The 18,986-nt window shown below is 44.9% G+C and carries 14 protein-coding genes; all 14 read right to left on the reverse strand.

What is annotated here, in order from left to right:
* Positions 1–527: 527 nt before the first annotated feature.
* Positions 528–1,592, reverse strand: a complete 1,065-nt coding sequence (gene mnmA / locus KHZ77_RS01495) for a tRNA 2-thiouridine(34) synthase MnmA (protein ID WP_295194954.1) — start codon at positions 1,590–1,592, stop codon at positions 528–530.
* A 145-nt stretch (positions 1,593–1,737) separates the two neighbouring features.
* The gene (locus KHZ77_RS01500) at positions 1,738–2,982 is read right to left on the reverse strand and encodes a methionine gamma-lyase family protein (protein ID WP_295194956.1); all 1,245 of its coding nucleotides are present in this window, start codon (positions 2,980–2,982) and stop codon (positions 1,738–1,740) included.
* Between the two features lie 83 nt (positions 2,983–3,065).
* A complete protein-coding gene (gene miaA, locus KHZ77_RS01505; protein ID WP_295195118.1) occupies positions 3,066–3,986 on the reverse strand; it encodes a tRNA (adenosine(37)-N6)-dimethylallyltransferase MiaA in 921 nt (306 codons plus the stop codon).
* A 13-nt stretch (positions 3,987–3,999) separates the two neighbouring features.
* Complete coding sequence (locus tag KHZ77_RS01510; protein WP_295194958.1) at positions 4,000–4,785, reverse strand: class I SAM-dependent methyltransferase; 786 nt, start codon at positions 4,783–4,785, stop codon at positions 4,000–4,002.
* A gap of 29 nt (positions 4,786–4,814) precedes the next feature.
* Positions 4,815–7,022 carry a DNA mismatch repair endonuclease MutL gene (gene mutL / locus KHZ77_RS01515; protein WP_295194960.1) on the reverse strand — a complete coding sequence of 736 codons (2,208 nt, stop codon included), beginning with the start codon at positions 7,020–7,022 and terminating at the stop codon, positions 4,815–4,817.
* 2 nt (positions 7,023–7,024) lie between these two features.
* Positions 7,025–9,709, reverse strand: a complete 2,685-nt coding sequence (gene mutS, locus KHZ77_RS01520) for a DNA mismatch repair protein MutS (RefSeq protein ID WP_295194961.1) — start codon at positions 9,707–9,709, stop codon at positions 7,025–7,027.
* A 65-nt stretch (positions 9,710–9,774) separates the two neighbouring features.
* Positions 9,775–11,085, reverse strand: a complete 1,311-nt coding sequence (miaB, locus tag KHZ77_RS01525; RefSeq protein ID WP_295194963.1) for a tRNA (N6-isopentenyl adenosine(37)-C2)-methylthiotransferase MiaB — start codon at positions 11,083–11,085, stop codon at positions 9,775–9,777.
* Positions 11,086–11,120: 35 nt separating this feature from the next.
* On the reverse strand, positions 11,121–11,957 hold the full coding sequence (locus KHZ77_RS01530; RefSeq protein WP_295194965.1) for a hypothetical protein: 837 nt from the start codon (positions 11,955–11,957) through the stop codon (positions 11,121–11,123).
* 90 nt (positions 11,958–12,047) lie between these two features.
* A complete protein-coding gene (locus KHZ77_RS01535; protein ID WP_295194967.1) occupies positions 12,048–12,866 on the reverse strand; it encodes a PHP domain-containing protein in 819 nt (272 codons plus the stop codon).
* Between the two features lie 201 nt (positions 12,867–13,067).
* Positions 13,068–14,798 carry a proline--tRNA ligase gene (locus KHZ77_RS01540; protein WP_295194969.1) on the reverse strand — a complete coding sequence of 577 codons (1,731 nt, stop codon included), beginning with the start codon at positions 14,796–14,798 and terminating at the stop codon, positions 13,068–13,070.
* Between the two features lie 4 nt (positions 14,799–14,802).
* Positions 14,803–15,876 (reverse strand): flavodoxin-dependent (E)-4-hydroxy-3-methylbut-2-enyl-diphosphate synthase, encoded by a 1,074-nt coding sequence (gene ispG / locus KHZ77_RS01545; RefSeq protein WP_295194970.1) that lies wholly within the window; start codon positions 15,874–15,876, stop codon positions 14,803–14,805.
* Between the two features lie 14 nt (positions 15,877–15,890).
* On the reverse strand, positions 15,891–16,904 hold the full coding sequence (gene rseP / locus KHZ77_RS01550) for an RIP metalloprotease RseP (RefSeq protein WP_295194971.1): 1,014 nt from the start codon (positions 16,902–16,904) through the stop codon (positions 15,891–15,893).
* A gap of 11 nt (positions 16,905–16,915) precedes the next feature.
* On the reverse strand, positions 16,916–18,061 hold the full coding sequence (locus KHZ77_RS01555) for a 1-deoxy-D-xylulose-5-phosphate reductoisomerase (protein WP_295194974.1): 1,146 nt from the start codon (positions 18,059–18,061) through the stop codon (positions 16,916–16,918).
* 111 nt (positions 18,062–18,172) lie between these two features.
* Positions 18,173–18,985, reverse strand: a complete 813-nt coding sequence (locus KHZ77_RS01560) for a phosphatidate cytidylyltransferase (RefSeq protein ID WP_295194976.1) — start codon at positions 18,983–18,985, stop codon at positions 18,173–18,175.
* Position 18,986 lies beyond the last annotated feature (1 nt).

The raw sequence follows: 18,986 nt of genomic DNA on the forward strand, positions 1-18,986 counted from the left end.
CTTAGGTAAATTACATAAAATGTATAATCCATTTAATTATTATAACATTACTACGGCATATCGTCTATTATTGCAAGAATACTACATATTAAATACTTACACACATTACGTTTTCACCTGTTGCACAATAGCAATGACGCCCAAAAACAAGACGGGACTGTCAAGCCAATTCCATCCATATTTATCCATAGATAAATACTCGGATACACTTTACAATGCCAATACAACTATTACACTTTTATTTTTCATACGTTCATGATACGATATAAACCAGTTAGAGGTTTTCACCCCTAACCCTTGGACAGTCCTTACTTTTTGAAAAGTGTTTTATTGCTACTGCTATTTGCACTATCTTTTCAATTATAGTAAGGACTTTTTCTATATGGTTATCATTTTTCACATCCAATTTATCGTTTCATTATAATCCTGCATAAAATAGCTGTTTTTAAATATGAAAGCCTGTAACCACATTCGGTTACAGGCTTTCTAACTGTTTGTTATATTCAGTTATCCCTATAAATATTTATTTAGCAAACAGTTTCAATAACACCGCCACCTAATACTTGAGTGCCTTCGTAGAATACTACGGATTGACCCGGCGTAATGGCACGCTGCGGCGTTTCAAAAATAACTTCCATAGTTTCGTCATCTAAAATGCGGGCTACGCATGGTGCCGGATTAGCGGCATAGCGAATTTTGCCTGCTGCATGAAGTTCTTGAGGAATTGTTCCGGACAAGAAGTTGTAGTGTTTGCAAATCATGCGATTTGTAAACAGGCTTTCATCAGGACCTACTACGACTTCGTTCTTTTCACTATCCAAACGAACTACATAAAGAGGATGTTTATATGCAACACCCAAGCCTTTACGCTGGCCGATAGTATAGTTGAACAAACCGTTGTGACGACCCAACACTTCTCCATTTTCATGCACAATGTTACCAGGTTTTGCCGGTACGGATAACTGCTTTTCAATAAAGCCCTGGTAGTTGTGATTTGGCAGGAAGCAAATATCTTCGCTGTCCGGTTTATTGGCAACCGGCAAATCACGGTCGTTCGCCATGGCACGAGTCAATGTTTTCTTCTGCGAGCCCAATGGGAACATGAGATGACTTAGAATATGTTGATTTAATGTATATAATACGTAGCTCTGATCTTTACTTGGGTCTGCCCCTTTGTGAAGTTCATATAAGCCGGTTTCTTCGTTGTAGCGTACCTGTGCATAGTGACCGGTCACCATGTGAGTGGCACCCAGTTCCAACGCGCGGTTCAACAACAAATCAAATTTTATATTTTTATTACAGAATACACAGGGATTCGGTGTACGGCCGGCAGCATACTCCTGTACAAAGTAGTCTACCACATTATCATAAAACACATCACGTGCATCTACAACATGATGTTCAATGCCAAGAAAATCACACATTTTCTTAGCGTCGGTTACTGCTAACGGCACATCGTCCGCGTCAGTATTATCAACCCATAAACGTAAGGTAATACCAAATACCTTATACCCTTGTTCTAACAGCATAGATGCTGTTAAGGAGCTGTCAACGCCCCCACTCATTGCTACTGCAACTGTTCCTTTTTCCATGCTTTCTCCTTCTGTGGACCGCTTGGTCCAAATATACATGATACAGAGTGAAAGTCCGAATATGTATATACTAAAATAATAAAAATAAAAACTTCCGTAAGTATATCACAAAAAATCGATTTTATACAGAGATGGCCTTAAAAACTTACTGTTTACGATTAGCCAAAAGTTCTTCTGCAGCGCCTAAAATACCGAGCATGGAGTGCTCAAATACTAAGCCGCCCTGCATGTAGATTGTATATGGCGGACGTACCGGACCGTCAGCACTGAGTTCGATGGACGAACCTTGTACGAAAGTACCGCCTGCCATAATGATTTGATCCGTGTAGCCCGGCATATCACCAGGAATCGGATGCACGTGCGCATCTACCGGAGAGTATGCCTGCATACCGCGGCAGAACTGTTCCATTTCATCCGCATTGTGAAGGTTGACCGCCTGAATGAGGTCATAGCGGTTCGCATCCACTTTAGGGAATACTTCATAACCGAGCAAGGTGCCTACAGCGGCTGTATAAACAGCGCCTTTTAACGCTTGCAACACTACGTGCGGTGCCAAGAAGAGGCCTTGGAAGAATAAACGGTAGCCCGGTGCGTACGAACCCATATGGTCACCTAAGCCGGGAGCCGTCAATTCATAGGCCACAGTTTCTACCAAGTCTTCACGACCGGCCACATAACCACCTGTTGGGGCAATGCCGCCGCCGGCGTTTTTAATTAAAGAACCGGCCATAATATCGGCACCATGTTCCAATGGTTCTGTAGTTTCTGTAAATTCGCCGTAGCAGTTATCTACGAAGCAAATTGTGTTCGGATTTACCGATTTTACAGCGGCGCAGATTTTTTCAATATCCATAACGGATAAAGGTTCTCTCGTGCTGTAACCGCGGGAGCGCTGAATCACTACTACGCGTGTATCGTTGGTAACGGCCGCTTTAATGCCGTCCAAGTCGTAAGAACCGTTAACTAACGGCACTTCTTTATAAATAAAGCCTCGTTCTACTAAAGAGCGTTTTTGAGGATGTGGCACACCGATAACAGACTGCATTGTGTCATACGGCGCTCCTACAGCGTAAACGAATTCCTTGCCATTGTCGCCGCTGCCCATCAATGCGATCAATGTGGTTGCCAAGGCGTGAGTTCCTGACACAAAATGAGCACGCACCAATGCTTTTTCCGCTTTGAACACATGAGCAAATACTTCGTCCAGCTTTTCGCGACCGCTGTCATTGTAACCGTAGCCGGAAGAGCCGTTGAAGTGATAGTCACTTAACTGACATTCCTTAAAAGCTTCCAACACTTTCTTTGTATTGTGCAATGCTACAGGTTCAAATTTCTTAAAATGAGGCTCTGCCATTTTCATGGCTTCGTCGCGTAGAGTATCTAAATTCATTACTTATACTTCCTTTACATTTAATATTGTGCCTTTGCGCTTACCGTGCAAAAGGTCTTGCTAATCCAAGGTCAGTTGAGTCATTATAAACTACTCTTTATCAACCTCTCTGCCTCTTCATAAATTTTTTGTGATGATTTCTTGGTACAATCGATCCATTGAATGTATGGCATCCGCTTGTACCAAGTGATTTGCCGCTTCGCAAAGTGTCTCGTGTTCTGCTGAATCGCCTCAATGGTTTCTTCCTTTGTAGCCAAACCTTGGAAATACGCTACCACTTCTTTGTAGCCGATGCCTTTAAAAGCCTGGCAATCAGGATTTACCCCCTCATGAAGCAAACGTTCCACTTCTTCAAATAAGCCCGCTTCCACCATAAGGTTCACGCGCAAATTAATGCGTTCATACAGTTCCTCGCGATCTCGTCGAAGCCCGATAACCGGACCTTCATAGGACAAGCCGTCCTTTGTCTGATTCACAAGGGCATCGTAATCACCGGTGCACATCAATTCGATTGCTCTGTACAATCGATGTTTGTCCGTAAACTGCAACGTAATGCCGCCCTTACGAGCCAATTCTTCGCCATAGGCGCGTAAGCCGTCCATGCCTTCCGTTTCATACAAAGTATCTAAGGACTGACGAAGTTCCAAATCCGGTCCCTGCGTGGAAAATTTAAAATTTTCCAACAACGACTGCACATAAAAACCGGTACCGCCCGATAATATAGGCAACACATTCTTCTCGTTCAGTTCCGTTATAATGCGCTGCGCCTCTTCCTGAAACAAAGCGACGCTGAATTCTTCTTCAGGGTCCAAGCAATCTATCAAATAATGAGGTGCCCGACTCAGTTCCTCCGCCGTCGGCTTGGCAGTCCCAATATCCAGGCCTTTATACACCTGATAGGCATCGCCGGATATGATGGACGCGTTTAAGTTCTCTGCCAACTGCAGCGTTAATTCAGTTTTTCCCACCGCCGTGGGGCCCAGAATAGTAACGAGTCGATTCATAATAACACCTTTCTTACACTTCATACACACCATACGCCACGCGGCTGTAGGTACCGCCCTCCACATAGTCAGGCGGGAATGTTTTAAACACTGTGGCAAACGGTCGTTCTTTTACAATAACTTTTTTCCGTGCCACCCGCTTTGCCTCATTGAGCATTGCCTCCGTAAGAGGTGTTTCCACAATATGACCGCGAAGTCCGAGGAATTGGGGACTCTCCGTTACAGGCACTTCAAACATGGGATCGAAGTAAACAATGTCAATACTGTCAGAATCGGCCCGAGCTAACACGCTTTCGTAGCGCAGTGCAAAGACCTGAATGCGCCGCAACGCGTCGGTCACCTGCTGCGATTCATGAACAAAGTGGCGACATCCGTAATTGCTGATATAGGCGAGCAATGGATTACCTTCCAGTGCATAGAGCCGCTCCAGCTCCGGATGGCTATAGGTTACCATAAGGGAATCACTGCAAAGACCGGCCGTACAGTCCAAAAAGGACTCTATCGGTTCACTGCCGACGGCATTGAGCAAATGCTCCGTCTGCCCCCGATCATAAGCGATAATGCGCAGCTGAGCCATGGACAGATGGAACTTGTGATTCACACCTTCGCCCGTATAGAGTTGAGGCCCCTGCTTACTCATGATTAAAATATCCGAGTCGCCGTAAAGACTTTGCAACTTGCTCATGGAGTGCTTCTTGCGCTCCACATAAGGAAGATTAAGTAAAGAAGCCGCATGACGGGCAGCGTGAATCTCGGCTGCACCTACATTCTGTGATGTTGTAACAAACGCGGACCGCATACATTTCCTCCTGCCCATAACTTTATGTCTTAACTTCGTAAGAACAGTTTCCCCATTTCCTCAGGCGTAAACTTAATAATCGTCGGTCTGCCATGAGGACATACATATGGTTTGTCTGTTTTAAATAATTCTTCGATAAGTACGGCCATCTGATACGTATTCAGTGTATGACCGGCCTTGATGGCACCGCGACAAGACGCGTAAGCCAGCATTTCGTGACGAAGCTGTGCCTTTGTAGGAATCTGCTCGTCTTTTAATAATGAAAATACGTAACGCAAAATTTCAAAGGCCTTGCTTTCCACTAAATCTACAGGCAAGCCTTCAATCTTCACCTGCGTTGGACCGCCCTGCACAACCTGGAAGCCCAAGTTCTGTAAAATGTCCTGTTTTTCTTCTACTAAAATCAGCTCTTCTTCATCCGCTTCTTCGTATTGAGGAATTAATAACTCCTGCATAGGAATTGCTTCTGCGGACTTACAGAGTTTATCATAACGAATGCGTTCATGTGCCGCATGTTGATCGATGATATACAGATTTTCGTCTTTTTTAGCCAAAATATAACAAGCCGCTACCTGACCAAGCGGCAATAAGCCGGTTGTATTGACGGTCACACTTTGTCGCTCTAAATCGGAACGGGATGTAGTGCCGATGCCGTCAGCCGACGCACCGGATGCGCTATAGTCGTTTCCATAAGGAGCGTCACCATCCTGCCAGTTCTGGCGGCGGTTAGCTTCTGCAATTTCATGGAAACGGGCTTTGTCTTCATCCGTATAATTTCTAGCGGACGTACCGATTTCAAAGTCACCGCTGTCAACCCATGATTCTTCCCGATAGTTAACACGTTCCGGCGCTTCATACCCTTCGCGGCGTAACTTATTAACAAACTCGTTTACCTTCGAACGGTCCTGTGCCTGTTCCGGCACATTTTCAATGGGATCAATATCTATATCGTAAAGGCGTTCACGACCTAATTTCGTAAATGATGTATCGTAATTAACCGCCGTCGCGATTGTTTGCTCCGACTGACCTAAATCATTGCACTGACCTAATTGATCAGTGCCATTACCCACGGAAAAGGGAATAGAGTCATTAGAGCCCCCCATGGAGTTCCCTCCACTAAACGATTGCGAACCTGTATAGGAACCGTCACCGGACTGAGGACCGCCGAAAAATTCTCGTGGGCCGCTGTTTTCAGTAGTTCCATATGGGGAACTTCCTAACGTGGAGCTATCTCCGCCCTGCTGCTGTAACGGATGCTGCAAGGCCTGTAAAATGCCATGATATACAGCCTTGAAAATAGGCTTGTCATCGCTGAATTTTACTTCGCTCTTGCGAGGATGCACGTTAATATCTACCGATTCAGGCGGTACAGTAATCATAAGGAGTACTAGTGGATAACCGCCTTTCGGAAGGAGCGCGTGATAGGCGTTGTCGATGGCTTTCATAATCGCTTTATCCGTAATCACGCGATTATTCACCACAACGGTCTGCCAGATACGGCTGCTCTTTAAGAGGGTCGGTTTACTTACCACACCTTCCACAACGATTCCTTCCGCCTCATAGGCGATAGGGAAAATATCATTACTCACTTTGTAGCCATACAAAGCGGCCACCGTGTCCATAAGTTTGCCGTTCCCCGGCACTACAATGCTCACTGTATCATTGTTAATCAGCTTGAAGGCCACATGAGGATTACTGAGGGCCAATTTACCCACAATATCCTGAATTTTAGCCGTTTCCGTACGCTCCGTCTTTAAAAACTTGCGTCGTGCAGGCGTATTATAAAATAAATCGCGCACTTCAATGGTTGTACCGGGCTGCGCACCGAAAGGCATGCAGTCGGTAACGGTACCACCGTCAATAGTAATGCGTGTGCCCAACTCCTGATCTACAGGCCGGGTCACCAAGGAAAAATGAGATACGGAGGCAATACTCGCCAATGCTTCACCGCGGAATCCGAGGGATGCAATGTCGAATAAGTCATCAACGGAACGAATCTTACTGGTTGCATGGCGCAACACAGCCAATCGAGCGTCTTCCTCGGTCATACCGGAACCGTTGTCCGTAACTCGCATATAGGATACACCGCCGTCGGCGATTTCCACTTCAATGGAGGTGGCCCCGGCGTCCAAAGAGTTTTCCAACAACTCTTTAATGACGGACGCAGGGCGTTCCACCACTTCGCCGGCGGCTATTTTATTTATCGTCACTTCATCAAGTACATGAATCTGTGCCATAACTATACACCTCCTTTACGAGCGTCCTCCTGTAATTTGAAGAGAACGTTAAGTGCTTCAATCGGTGTTAAACTCATAATATCTACGGCCAGCAGTTCATCAACGACGGAGTTGGTAAATAAATTCCCGCCATAGCCTGCCGAAACAGGTTCGCCGGCACGTTGGCCCATAATTGTGGAACCCGGCTTTACGCCTTGTCCTTCAGCGTCACTGCCTGCACCGGACGCACCGGCACGGCTGCCGCCTGCGCCTGCCTGATTGACAGGATTATAGTCTTCAGCCGTTGCTTCCAGCCCTTCTAAAATGACTTCCGCCCGCTTCAAAACGGAGTTTGGCAGGCCCGCCAATTTAGCTACATGGATACCATAGCTGCGGTCCGCACCGCCACGTACAATACGGCGTAAGAACACTACATCTTTGCCCTTTTCTTTAACAGCCACTGTATAGTTCTTCAGTTTCTCATACGTCTCTTCCATGCAGATGAGCTCATGATAGTGCGTAGCAAATAGGGTCTTGCCGTGAATGTGCTTGCAAATATATTCCACTACGGCCTGGGCAATACTCAGTCCGTCAAACGTACTGGTACCGCGGCCGATTTCGTCGAGGATTAACAGACTGTTGGACGTAGCATTATTTAAAATGTACGCCACCTCCTTCATTTCCACCATGAACGTACTTTGGCCGGTGGAAATATCATCGCTGGCGCCTACGCGTGTGAAAATACGATCGACCGGAGAAATTACCGCTTCTCGTGCAGGGATAAAAGAACCGAGCTGCGCCATAATCATAAGTAACGCTACCTGACGCATGTAGGTTGATTTACCGGCCATGTTAGGGCCCGTAATCAAGATGAACTCTTCCCCTTGATGATTAAGATTTACATCATTCGGAACGAATACTTCCCGTTTCAAAAGTTTTTCAATAACCGGATGGCGGCCATCGCGAATAGTAATCTGTCCGTTCATTGTCATGGTCGGACAAATGTAATTTTCCTCGTACGCCACCTGTGCCAAGCTGGCCAATACGTCCAGTTTCGCAATAGCACGAGCAGTGCTCTGAATCTCTTTCACAGCCCCTTTTACGTGCTCGCGCAACTCCTGGTAAAGACTTTGTTCTAAGGCGACGATTTTCTCCTTCGCACTTAAAATTTTAACTTCAAACTCTTTTAATTCAGGCGTAATATAACGTTCCGCATTAGTCAATGTCTGTTTGCGGATGAAATAGTCAGGAACCATATCTTTATTCGCATTGGACACTTCGAAATAATAGCCGAAGACTTTATTATAACCCGTTTTCAAACGAATCCCGGTCTTCTCTCGTACTTCATCTTCCAAACGCTGCAACCACTGCTGGCTGTTCGTTGCCAGGGAACGAAGCTCATCCAGCTCCGCATTGTAGCCGTCGCGAATAACGCGGCCGTCTTTTAAAGTCAGCGCCGGCTGTTCCGCAATGGCTCTATATAAAATGTCATAAATATCTTCATGGAGTCCCACCTCACCGATAATTTCGGTCAGTAAGGAGCTTTCATAGGTTTTGCCCAATTCAACTATATCAGGCAGAATACGCAATGATTCACGAAGGGCTGTAAAATCTCTTGGCGAAACAGAACCGGTTTCCACGCGGGCCAAAATGCGTTCAAAGTCGAAGATTACATCCAATAACTCACGCAATCGTCCCTGTTCAATCGGCTTCGCCACCATCTCCGCAATACTGCGCTGGCGTCGCTCAATATGATGAACGTCCATGAGGGGACTTTCCACCCATTGTTTCAACAAACGAGCCCCCATAGGTGTCAATGTTTTATCCAACACCTGTAGCAAGGTGCCCTTCGTACCGCCGTCGCGCAAGTTGTGAGAAATTTCCAAATGGCGCAAACTGGACGTATCGAGAACCATGCGGTCTCCTATCTGTAATGGATGGAGATAGTTAATATGAGAAATATCGGTTTTAATAACCGTAGATAAATACGTAAGCAAATAGCCGAGACCTTCCAGTACATCTTCTTCCAAAAGGCCGGCATCGCTGAAATGAGACATGCTTTGGCTACGAACCGCATTCAAGTCCACATCCGGATCAAATGGCGATAAGGCCACCTGATTCAATTGCACCGCAATGAACTCTTCCAGCTCTTTCCCTAAGGGAATATTTCCGATGGTTACAATCTCGGACGGACGATACATGGAAAAGGAGTCGTAAATGGCGGATTGCCGCTCTCCATGACGGATGCGGTCCCAAATTACTTCGCCGGTTGATACATCACAGAAGATGAGAATCAATGTCTCAGCGGTGCGATAAAACAGTGCGAGGAAGTTATTTTCACGCGCTTCTGTACCGTTTTCCGTAAGCACCGTGCCCGGCGTAATCACGCGGATTACATCGCGCTTTACAATGCCCTTCGCCGTCTTCGGATCTTCCACCTGTTCGCAGATAGCTACTTTGTAGCCTTTTTTTATCAGCTTATCGATGTAGCCTTCCGCTGCATGATACGGCACGCCGCACATAGGCGCTTTCTCTTCTTCACCGGAATTACGTCCCGTAAGGGTAATATTCAGTTCGCGAGATGCAGTTAAGGCATCATCATAAAATAGTTCGTAAAAGTCACCAAGACGAAAAAATAAAAGCTCCTCTTTATATCGATCTTTAATGGAGAAATACTGATCCATCATGGGCGTTTGTTTTTTACTCATCTACGCCTCCATCACCATTAGCAAAAGCGAGCCTATACTGTAACAGTATAGGCATGCGCAAATTCTTATACAATCGTACCGTATAAAATCCAAGTTTGTGCTTTGTCCACTCTGGCCTGCACCGTGTCACCGATTCTCAGCGATTCATCCTTAGGGAATAGAATCATCTTATTGCCGGACGTACGGCCGAACCAAACATCTTCATCATTGCGGCTTGGACCTTCCACAATAATGTCGTACACGTGACCTTCCATTTCCTTGTTAAGTTCCAGGGAAATTTCGTTCTGCACATCCATGAGAGCCTGTAAACGCACGCGTTTAACTTCTTCAGGCACCTGGTCTTCCATAGTGGCCGCCGGCGTACCGGAGCGCTTGGAGAAAATGAATGTGTAGGCCATGTCGTAACGAATATCTTTTAATAATTGCAACGTATCCTGGAAGTCTTCCTCCGTTTCACCGGGGAAACCTACAATCAGGTCCGTTGTCAACGTTAACCCTTTAATCGTTTTACGGCAGTAATCGATTAATTCTTTATAATGTTCCACTGTGTAACGGCGGTTCATTTTCTTAAGAATACGGTCGGAACCGGATTGAATCGGCAAATGAAGCTGTGTTACTACATTGGAAGAACGCCCCAAAGCGTCAATCATTTCCTTATTCATATCCTGCGGATGACTTGTCATATAGCGGATGCGTTCGATGCCCGGAATATGATCCAATGCATCAATCAAGGTACCGAAATGTGTGCCGTCCTTGAAGTCCAAACCATAGGAGTTTACGTTCTGCCCCAACAAGGTCACTTCTTTATAACCGTCTGCACCGAGTTTCGTCACATCGGCCACGATAGCGTCGATGGAACGGCTGATTTCACGGCCGCGCACGTGCGGAACAATGCAGTATGTACAGAACTTGTTACAACCGTTCATAATCGGTACCCATGCGGAGAATGTGCCGCTTGGTTTTGCTTCCAATTCATGTAATACGGAATTATCCATTTCTACATTGAGCTGATGTTTATGCGTGCGCTGCACTTCCGCTACCATTTCATTAATATGGCGCAAGTTGTGAGTGCCCAACACGATGTCAATGTGTGGAGCGCGCTTAAACATATCCGCCTGATTTTTCTGAGCCATACAGCCTGTAATGGCTATGATTAAATCTTTATTTTTCGCCTTCAAGTGCTTCAATTCGCCGATGCGGCCATAAATCTTATGTTCCGCCGTTTCGCGCACACAGCAGGTGTTCAAAATAATCAAATCAGCCGTTTCAAAATTATCCGTGCTTTCGTAGCCTGCTTCTTCTAATTGATGAGCCAGGCGCTCCGAGTCACTTTCATTCATCTGACAGCCATATGTAAAAATATAATAAGTCTTCATTCTAATCTCCAAAACTGCTAACCTAAGCCATACCGCTACATTTGGGGAGCTACTATACCGTCAACCACAATGGCCAGACGCTCCACCGACATACCGGTAATGTATTCTATATCATTGCAAATATACTTATGCATTTCATTCATTATTGTCTTCACAGGACGCCCTCTATACAGAGTGACTCCCATGTTTAATGCTAACGCATTGGTGCCCTTCTGGGACTTTTTAATATCTATATCGGAACAGCCTGCAATATCTTTAATTTTTCTCAAACTGTTTTTTATAATCGACTCTACAACATTGTCTGAAAAGGTCAAGCTGCCGTAGTAACTGAATACAGGGCGAACCACCGATTTTTCAAACTCTGCCGGGCCGTTCTTCGAAAACCGTTTACGACGCCAAATAGACGTAATCGGATCAATTAAGTACCCTTGGAAATGAGGTTTCAATTCCATGGTCGGTACAGGGATAATATGTTTCCCCTCTTTAAGACGGGACACCTGTGCCTTTTCAATTTCTTTGCTGGACGCAATGTCTTCAATGTGAATATAGCGGCTTGGCGCGTCAATATCCAAAGCCTTCGCGATTTTGCTAACCATGTTTTCCGACGTACCTAAAATCAAGATACGTTCCGGTTTGATTACATTAAGTTGCTCTTTCACCGAAGCTACCTGCTTAGGATCCTGGAAGATAGCACGGCGAACCGCTTTAAGACGGCTTTCTTCTTTTTTCGCAGAAAAACCCGCTACAATACGGTTGTTATGAATTAAAATGCCGTCATCAATGATGCATTCCGCATGATTCTCATGGGCCACAACCAAGGCTCTATGACTTTTTCCTGTGCCGCTGGGACCTACAAATGCTATAACTTCCATAGATATATTCTCCTATTCAGTAACAGAGATATGTTCTCTTATTCAGTAATAGAGGTGTGTTCTCGTATTCCGTAACAGAGAGGGCTTTCCCTATTCAGTAACAGCTTTTAAAAATTCCGCTACATCTTCACTTTGGATCAAGAAATCTCCAACACGAAGTGGTTCTTTGTCAAGAATACCATGATAATCGGAGCCGCCGGAAATTAACAGATTATGTTCTACCGCCATTTTACGGTAATGTTTTGATAATTCAGCGCTTTGTTTAACATGGTACACTTCCAAACCGTCAAAAGGCAGTTTCAATAACTCCAATACATCTTCATCAGATTTAATTAAAACAGGATGTGCCATAACTGCTATACCGCCTGCGCGATGTATTAAATCAATCACATCATTTGGCTCCGCTTTAAACTTTGGTACATAACAAGGGCTCTTACGGTCTAAAATTGTATTAAACACTTCGCTTGTTGTTTCTGCATACCCTTTTTTTATTAATAACTGAGATAAGTGCGGACGTCCCAAGGAGTTTGTGTCAGGAAATGCTTCAAGCAGTTCTTCTTTAGATACATCATACCCATTCTGTTGACAGCGCTCTATCATTTCAAAGATACGGGATAGTCTATTCGCTTTAAAGAATGAAATATAATCCAATACTTCTTTATTCTTATAGTCAAACGAATACCCTAAGATATGAACGTCTTTATCATTATATGTGGAACTGAATTCACAGCCTACTACAACATCAATATCCGAAATAGGGTTATTAATTAACTCCACAACACCTTCCACAGTGTCATGATCCGTTAAAGCCATAACACGAATCCCTGCTGCAGCATTCGCTGCACGCAAATCTTGTGGTTTCATAGTGCCGTCAGAGGCAGTACTGTGCATATGAAAACCGACTAACATGCTAAGACCTCCTGTATAAAATATACGCAGTAAGCGTTCTAATAACATATTGAGATTATTCCATAATACTCCATCTTTTATTATGACTTAAATTATCATTTTATACAAGGTTTTACCATCACATTTGTCACATAGATTTACCACATAAAAACAGTCGATAGGCTTGTCGTTCCCTATCGACTGTTTTCTTAGGCAGATTTATTATAAATCAGCTAACAGTTTAGCCACTTCCGTTGCAAAGCTGTCTACAGGTACATCGAATACTTCGCCGGTTTTGCGAACTCGAACTTCCACTGTATTGCTTTCCAAGGATTTCTTACTTACTGTTACTCGGAGAGGATAGCCGATTAAATCAGCATCTTTAAACTTAACGCCTGCGCGTTCGTTGCGATCGTCTAATAAAATATCAGCCGGTGCCACATCGCCGCCTTTCATCAAGTCCTGATACAAACGCTGGCTCAATGTCATCAACGCTTCGTCTTTCGCATTAATTGGCACAATTACCACTTCATACGGTGCAATGGCGCGTGGCCAGATAATACCGTCTTCATCGTGATACTGTTCAATAGCCGCCGCCAATGTACGAGATACACCAATACCGTAGGAACCCATCTGGAATGGTGTAGGACGACCACCCTGGTTGAGGAAGGTAGCATTCATAGCTTCACTATATTTAGTTCCCAATTTGAATACCTGACCTACTTCAATTCCTTTATCAATACGAAGGTCGCCACCACATACAGGGCATTTATCTTCTGTCGTAATTAAACGGATTGGAGCCACAATAATGTCATTTACATCGAAATCGCGTTCAGGATTGATGTTGATATAGTGTGCATCTGTTTTATTGGCACCGCCACAACCATTGTTCATAGTCATAACGGATTCATCCACAACAATTTTGAAGTCATCAGATTGATGTAAGCCTACAGGGCTGATAAAGCCGCCTACAAGACCTACTTTTTCCAATTGTTCTTCAGTAGCCATTTCCGGTTCAATATTGCCGTTTACTGCATGCTGTACAGCAATTTCATTCACGTCATGATCGCCGCGAACCATAGCCAATACAACGACACCGTCAACGGAAAGTACAACAGCTTTCATTGTTTTGGATAACGGCAAGTTGAGCATTTCTGCTACGGCATCAATAGTTTTAGCATCAGGCGTATCTACAATTTCCAATGCTTTAGGCGCTTCACCGTCACCAGGCAGTACACCCGGTTTACCGATTTCAATATTGGCTGCATAATCACATTTTGTACAGTGAATAACATCAGCTTCACCGGATTCAGCAAGCACCATGAATTCATGGCTGTTGCTGCCGCCGATAGCGCCGGAGTCAGCTTCTACCGGTTTGAAATATAAACCGCAGCGGCTGAATACATTGCTATATGCATTGTACATATCGTGATAGGATTTATCTAAATCAGCTTCATCCAAGTTGAATGAATATGCATCTTTCATGATAAATTCGCGACTGCGCATTAAGCCATAGCGAGGACGACGTTCATCGCGATATTTATTCTGTGTTTGATACAATGTGAGCGGTAATTGACGATAAGAGTTAACTTCCCCTCTTACAAGGCTCGTAATCATTTCTTCGTGAGTTGGTCCTAAGCAATATTCACGTTCATGACGGTCCTTAATACGCATCATTTCCTTACCGTACACATTCCAACGGCCGGATTCCTGCCAAATTTCAGCAGGCTGAAGAATCGGCATCATTACTTCCTGAGCGCCAATGTTGTTCATTTCTTCATTGATGATCGCTTCAATCTTGCGGATACTTTTCCAAGCCAAAGGCAAATAAGAATACAAACCGCCCGCCATCTTGCGAATCATACCGGCACGAAGCATATACTTTTGACTGATTACCTCTGCATCAGCAGGTGTTTCTCGTAAGGTTGGGGCATACAATTTACTGGCTAACATATTACTATGACTCCTTTGACTCTAAATACGTTTCTATTTCATGGAATAAAGCGTCTACTAGTTCGCTTTCATCCACAGTTTTAATGGTTTCACCTTTGCGGAATACGATGCCGCGACCGTCGCCGCCGGCAATACCGAAGTCCGCTTCACGCGCTTCGCCCGGACCGTTTACCACACAGCCCATGACAGCAACGCGAATCGGTTCTTTAATTGTTTTCAAGCGCTCTTCCACTGTTTCCGCCAACTTGAACAAGTTCACGCGGCAGCGACCGCAGGTCGGGCAGGAAATCATGGTGGCCCCATAGGTTCTAAGGCCGAGAGAACTCAAAATAGTCTTACCTACTTCCACTTCGTGAATCGGATCTCCTGTGAGAGATACACGCAATGTGTCGCCAATCCCTTGTGCGAGCAATGCGCCGATACCGATTGAAGACTTAACGGTCCCCTGACGGATTGTCCCCGCTTCGGTAACACCTAAGTGAAGTGGATAATTAACTTTGTCAGATAACTTCTGATACGCTTCGATCATGAGCGGCACATCTGTAGCCTTAATGGAAATTTTCATATCCCTGTAATCCATGGACTCCAAGATGCGCACATGTTCAAGAGCGGCTTCCACCATGCCGTCAGCACAAGGATGACCGCCGTAAGCTTCCAGAATATGGGCAGGTAAGGAACCGGCGTTAACACCGATACGAATCGGAATTCCCTTCGGTTTCGCTTTTTTTATAACGGCCAATACATTTTCAATACCGCCAATATTGCCCGGATTGATGCGAAGACCGTCAATGTTATTATCGATAGCTTCCAAAGCCAAACGATAGTCAAAATGAATATCCGCAATTAACGGAATTTTACTGCCTGCACGAACAGCCTTGATTGCTTTGGCTGCGGCCATGTCAGGCACGGCAAGGCGCACTAAATCACAGCCTGCATCGGCTAAGCGGTTAATCTCCGCAATCGCCTTCTCCGTTTCCACCGGATTGGTGGTAATCATGGACTGTACACTGATAGGCGCAAAATGACCGATTGGTACATCGCCCACCTTAATTCGTGTTGTTTCTTTTCTGTTAATCATAGGTAACTCCTACATTACAGACGGCTTATATCATGAGTCGTCGCATAAATAAATAAAGCGATGAGTAAAATAACACCTGTCAGTTGAATATATTGTAATGCCTTTGGCGGCATACGTCTTCTTGTAATACCTTCAATGATGAGGAGAATCAAGTGACCGCCGTCCAATGCCGGAACAGGCAGCAAGTTGATAACCCCCAAGTTTAAGCTCAAGATAGCTGTAAAGTTCAGCAAGTACACAAAGCCGAACTGTGCCATCGTACCGGCCGCCTGCGCTACGCCAATCGGGCCGGATACCTGTGCGGCCACCTGACCGGTAATCATGAGCCACAAAGTATTCACCATTTCTTTTAAAATGGCAATGGTTCCCACTACAGATAACTGAGCCGCTTCTCCCACACTATACGGCGTGGAGTTAATTACCGGATTTATCCCGATAATAGCGCGACCGCTGTTTTCTGTGGGAATGACTGACACTTCGCGGCTTTCGCCATTGCGTTCAATCATCATAGTAACCACTGTGTTTTCAGTGCCTTTTAACTGAGTCGTAATGTCAGACCACACTTTAACAGGCTGACCGTTAATGGATGTAATGCGGTCATTTTCTTCCAAATGAGCCGCAACAGCCGGCGAATCGCTTACAATACGGCCGATAACAGGCTCTGTAGACGGTGTTTGCTGTCCATACGTAACAAATACACCGAAGAAAATAACAATAGCCAGCAAAAAGTTAAAAAATGCGCCGGCAAAAATAACGATAAAGCGTTTCCACACCGGTTTATTTAAAAACGAACGATCATCAAGGGGCTCATCCGGCATCATACCGGCAATTTTATTAAAGCCCCCCAACGGAATCGCCCGGATTGAGTATAAGGTCTCGCCATACTGTTTCTTCACAAGTGCCGGACCGAAGCCGATGGCAAATTCATCAACGCGCATACCGCTTGCTTTAGCGGTTACGAAATGGCCCAACTCATGAATGAATACAATAATCCCAAATACAAAAATCGTGGCAAGTAGAGTTAACAATATTCTATCTCCTATTTAATGAACGATTTTGCCTTTTCACGGGCCCATAAATCTATGCGTTGTAAATTTTCCAACGTAAATTCCGGTTCCGTTTCCATCTGTTCCAGCACTGCCGTAACAGTTTTATAAATACCGCCGAAGGTGATCTTGCCGTCTAAGAAGGCATAAACGGCCTCTTCGTTAGCTGCATTGAATACGGCAGGTTTAAATCCGCCTGCACGGCCCACTTCAAAGGCTAAACGCAAGGCAGGGAAATCATCATAACGAGGTAGGAAAAATTCCAGTTGCAACGCTTTGTCGAATGTAAGTACATCCATATGGAGCGGCTTGCGATCAGGATAGGTAAGCGCATATTGTATAGGCTCGCGCATATCCGGATTGCCCAACTGTGCCAAAATAGCACCGTCCTTCATCATAATCATGGAATGAACAATACTCTGTGGGTGAACTGTCACTTTAATGTGATCGAAATCAAAGCCGAATAGCCAGTGTGCTTCAATAACTTCCAGGCCCTTATTAAATAAAGTGGCGGAATCAATAGTAATCTTGCTGCCCATATTCCATGTAGGATGCTTTAAGCAGTCCGCCGCCGTAGCCGTTGGTAATTTTTCACTTGGCCAAGTGCGTAAAGGACCGCCCGATGCGGTAATCAGCAAAGAGTCAACGTTGTGGCGCTCCTGCCCTTCCAAACATTGGAAAATAGCACTGTGCTCACTGTCGATAGGCAGTAATTTCACATTATATTCTTCGCAAAGAGACGTAATAAGAGGTCCCCCTGCTACGAGTGTTTCTTTATTGGCCAAACCGATTGTTTTACGCGCTTTAATAGCGGCTACGGTCGGTTCAATACCGGCTGCGCCTACTACGGCGGTAACAACCATGTCTGCCGTATCCCAGGTGGCACCGGCCATTAAGGCTTCCTTGCCGCCTAAGAGCTTCGTTGGGCCCGAATAGCGGGCTGCCAGCTCCTTATAGGCCGCTTCGTCTACAAGACCGGCCATTTCAGGTTGAAATTCTTTAATTTGGGCTTCCAATAAATCAACATTCTTATAAGCAACTAAGCTTTTTACGGAAAATAAATCCGGATGCTGACGAACCACGTCCAAGGTTTGTGTTCCTATGGAACCGGTCGATCCCAGTATGCTTATGTTTTTCATGAAAGGTTCTCCCTTAGAGTTAATAAGTTAAAGCAAATAAGTCAACGCAAATAACTTAGCGCAAATAAGCTGAAGCAAATGAGTCAATGCGTATAAATTAAAGCAACTGACTTAGAGCAAGTAAGCTAATATCATAGGCGCTGCGAATAAAAGGCTGTCAAAGCGGTCCAATACGCCGCCATGGCCCGGCAATAATACACCGGAGTCTTTTAAATGGCAATGCCGTTTTAATTTTGATTCAAATAAGTCGCCTAATGGTGCCACAATACCGGTTAATAAGCCGATCATAGCGCCTAGGCCTACAGGAATACCTGTAATCCAGGAGTAAACGATAGCCGTAAAAACACAACCGATGAAACCGCCGATAAAGCCTTCCAAGGTCTTATTCGGGCTGATTCTCGGTACAATACGGCGTTTACCCCATTTACGTCCTGCAAAATAGGCGAACGTATCGCTGGCCCATGTGCAGAACAATAGTAACCATACCATGAGTTCACCCATATGAGGCGCTGTAAATGGCATAGAGAAAAATTCATAGGCTGAATTTTCACGCAAAATCAGCAAGGCCGCAAAACCGCCGTTAATGTAAAAGAACCCGAACGAAGCATAGGTCAATACATCAATGGTAATGCGTCTCGAACTGAAAATGTAAATAATGCTGAGGAGCATAACAGCACCGACGGAGCTGATAAGTGCCCATTTATACTGATGGAATACAAGGGACGTCATGATAATGGCGGTAAAGATAAATCCCCACGCCTCCGGTAACTTCATATCAAGTTTTCGCATCATGCCGGTGTACTCATGCCACCCTAATAATGTTAATAATAAAATGAGCCCGCTGAACCAGTAACCGCCCAGCGTAATGGCTATTATCGCTATAATAAACCCTATTAGAGCAGTTATGACGCGTGTCTTTAACATA

This window comes from Veillonella sp., from assembly GCF_018364065.1.
Classification (GTDB): domain Bacteria; phylum Bacillota; class Negativicutes; order Veillonellales; family Veillonellaceae; genus Veillonella_A.

What these genes read in the sequence shown, in the direction of transcription:
- mnmA (WP_295194954.1), bottom strand. Translation starts at nt 1,592, where the DNA reads ATGGAAAAAGGAACAGTTGCAGTAGCAATGAGTGGGGGCGTTGACAGC.
- KHZ77_RS01500 (WP_295194956.1), bottom strand. Translation starts at nt 2,982, where the DNA reads ATGAATTTAGATACTCTACGCGACGAAGCCATGAAAATGGCAGAGCCT.
- miaA (WP_295195118.1), bottom strand. Translation starts at nt 3,986, where the DNA reads ATGAATCGACTCGTTACTATTCTGGGCCCCACGGCGGTGGGAAAAACT.
- KHZ77_RS01510 (WP_295194958.1), bottom strand. Translation starts at nt 4,785, where the DNA reads ATGCGGTCCGCGTTTGTTACAACATCACAGAATGTAGGTGCAGCCGAG.
- mutL (WP_295194960.1), bottom strand. Translation starts at nt 7,022, where the DNA reads ATGGCACAGATTCATGTACTTGATGAAGTGACGATAAATAAAATAGCC.
- mutS (WP_295194961.1), bottom strand. Translation starts at nt 9,709, where the DNA reads ATGAGTAAAAAACAAACGCCCATGATGGATCAGTATTTCTCCATTAAA.
- miaB (WP_295194963.1), bottom strand. Translation starts at nt 11,085, where the DNA reads ATGAAGACTTATTATATTTTTACATATGGCTGTCAGATGAATGAAAGT.
- KHZ77_RS01530 (WP_295194965.1), bottom strand. Translation starts at nt 11,957, where the DNA reads ATGGAAGTTATAGCATTTGTAGGTCCCAGCGGCACAGGAAAAAGTCAT.
- KHZ77_RS01535 (WP_295194967.1), bottom strand. Translation starts at nt 12,866, where the DNA reads ATGTTAGTCGGTTTTCATATGCACAGTACTGCCTCTGACGGCACTATG.
- KHZ77_RS01540 (WP_295194969.1), bottom strand. Translation starts at nt 14,798, where the DNA reads ATGTTAGCCAGTAAATTGTATGCCCCAACCTTACGAGAAACACCTGCT.
- ispG (WP_295194970.1), bottom strand. Translation starts at nt 15,876, where the DNA reads ATGATTAACAGAAAAGAAACAACACGAATTAAGGTGGGCGATGTACCA.
- KHZ77_RS01555 (WP_295194974.1), bottom strand. Translation starts at nt 18,061, where the DNA reads ATGAAAAACATAAGCATACTGGGATCGACCGGTTCCATAGGAACACAA.
- KHZ77_RS01560 (WP_295194976.1), bottom strand. Translation starts at nt 18,985, where the DNA reads ATGTTAAAGACACGCGTCATAACTGCTCTAATAGGGTTTATTATAGCG.